Source organism: Clostridium sp. 1001270J_160509_D11 (assembly GCF_015667935.1).
GTDB lineage: Bacteria > Bacillota > Clostridia > Peptostreptococcales > Peptostreptococcaceae > Intestinibacter.
Map to the genome: position 1 here is coordinate 1 of NZ_JADPET010000236.1, position 2,374 is coordinate 2,374.

The following is a 2,374-nucleotide window of genomic DNA, read 5'->3' on the forward strand; positions in this document are numbered from 1 at the left end:
CATATCTTCGTCGTGATGTTCTTTAAGTAATGCATTACCTACTCCCCATCTATCTTGGTGACGAGATACACCTCTTAATGGATATTCTTCCCCATTTAATATAAATCCGTTTTCTGGGTGTATTTCAAAAGTACGGCATCCAAATCTTGCGCTTACGTTGTCTAAAACTTCATCTTCTGATTTTAAACAAACTTCTGCAGTGTATAGATATGGATCTTTTTTACCATGCCATAAATGTACGTTTTCTATTTCGAAAGATGCTACAGTTTGTGAAGCAGGTGTTTCTTGTTCTGCAACAACATTTCCTTCTGCATCTTTTAATGTATATACTAATTTTTGATTTTCTTTTACGTTTTTAACGAATACTTCAACTTCAACTTTAGCATTTTCACCTACTACTTCTGGAGTTACTTTTATACCAGGTGTTCCGTAGTATTCTAAATCAAAGTGTGATTCACTTACAGCGATTATATTTAAATCTCTGTATATACCACCATAGAAAGTGAAGTCTGCATTTTGTGGATATACTCTATCATTTGGAGAGTTATCTACTTCAAATACGAATAAGTTTTTATCTTCTAATACATCAGTTATATCAACTCTCCAAGTTGAATAACCTCCGTCGTGGTTAGCTAATTTTTTACCATTTACATATACTATTGCTGAAGAGTTTGCACCTTGTATTTCTAAGAAATATCTATCAGCTTTTGGTAAATCCATTTTTTCAAGTTCTTTCGCATAGAAAGCAGTTCCTCTATAAAGGTCATTTCCACCATCTTGTCCATCTATATCATTCCAAGTATGAGGTATATTAACCCAGTTCCATCTTTCAGGCATTGTAGTTGGAGCTTCTAAAGCTTCTTTAGAGAATGCCCATTTTGTGTTGAAATTATATATTTGTCTCATATATATCCTTCTCCCCTCATTTTATATGTCAAAATTTAATATTATATTCTAAACAAAGTAAAGTTAGAATATTATATTTATATCATAAGTAATAACTATAATACTTAATTATGTCGTTTTGTGTTATTACTTTATTTAACAGTATGTTAATTATATCACAAAAAACGTTTTTCCTCATCAATATATACGTTTTTTTTATTAATATATCCGATATTTATTGTCTTATTCTAAAAATAAAAACGACTTATATATAAGTCGTTTTCATTTATAATTTTAAAAAGTTAGTATTTTATTGTGCAATTTGATTTAATTTATCATTTAAGTCAAGTAATTGTTCTTTTGTAAAGTCTACATTTGTAGCACTAAGAAGACTTATATATCTAAGAACTTTAAATGCTCCTAACATCTTCATTTTTTTCTTTACTTCTTCTTCAGTTTCATTTGTTGAGTTATTTCCCCAACCAGAACCGCCACTCTTCATAAATTCCATAAATAATTTTGCGCCTTCTTCTGATTTCATTATATCTTCTATTTTACTATTAAGAGATAAGTATCCTTCTCTTTCATTAATATCAAACCAGTTTAATATAGCTCCTGTTTCTTTTAATCGATAATCTTCATTGAATACTTCTACTTTTCTTATGAAGCTTTCATCTCTGCATTCTCCAGCTACAGCTACTAAAGTAGTTTCACCTATATTTGGTACTTCAAAATAGAAGAAGTGTTCTGGTGAAGTTTGTTTTCCTAAACTAACACCATTAGCAAATAACTCTACTTCTGGTTGATTTGAGTAAACAGTTACTTTTGTAGTTTCTTCTACTCTATCTACATATCTCTTAGAGCATATATGTACGAATGGATCATCTGATAACCAAGCTTTGTAAGCGTAGAATGAATCCTTTTTATATTTACGGTCAAATGTAACTAAACCTTTGTGGTTTTGTCCATTTTCTCCACCTTCATTTCTTGCATCTGCACCAAAGTCAAACATATTCCATACATGTGTTGCCCACATATATTTTCTTGTGAAGAATTGTTTTATTAATTCTTCGTGGTAGTATGCTTGATATTCTTCTGTATAGTCACCTTGTTCTGGGTTAGAAGTATGCCAGTTTAATGCTTCACAACCATATTCACTACAACCTATTGGTATATTGGGATGTTTAGCATGGAACTCATCAAACCAAGGTCCATTTTGAGAAGTATCTCCTCCATACCATCCGAAGTAGTGATTGTATGATACTACATCTGGTATTTGTACATATTCATTGTCCATACTACACATAGATACACACGCTATAGTTGTTAAACGAGTTTTGTCCATTTCATGAACTAAATCATTTAATATACGGTGATTTTCAACTAAGTCTGGATCATCTTCTCCACCTATAGTTATTTCATTTGATAATCCCCATACAACTATTGATGGATGGTTGTAGTTTTGAACTACTAATTCTTTCATTTGAGT

The 2,374-nt window shown here is 30.9% G+C and carries 2 protein-coding genes; both read right to left on the reverse strand.

The genetic code is table 11. The features are described 5' to 3' along the window. Window positions 1-906, reverse strand: a 906-nt coding sequence (locus I4U58_RS13575; RefSeq protein WP_347708188.1) for a sugar-binding domain-containing protein, incomplete at its 3' end; no start/stop codon positions are given. Between the two features lie 289 nt (window positions 907-1,195). Continuing rightward, on the reverse strand, window positions 1,196-2,374 hold a 1,179-nt coding region (locus tag I4U58_RS13580), incomplete at its 5' end, for a glycoside hydrolase family 2 TIM barrel-domain containing protein (protein ID WP_195931868.1).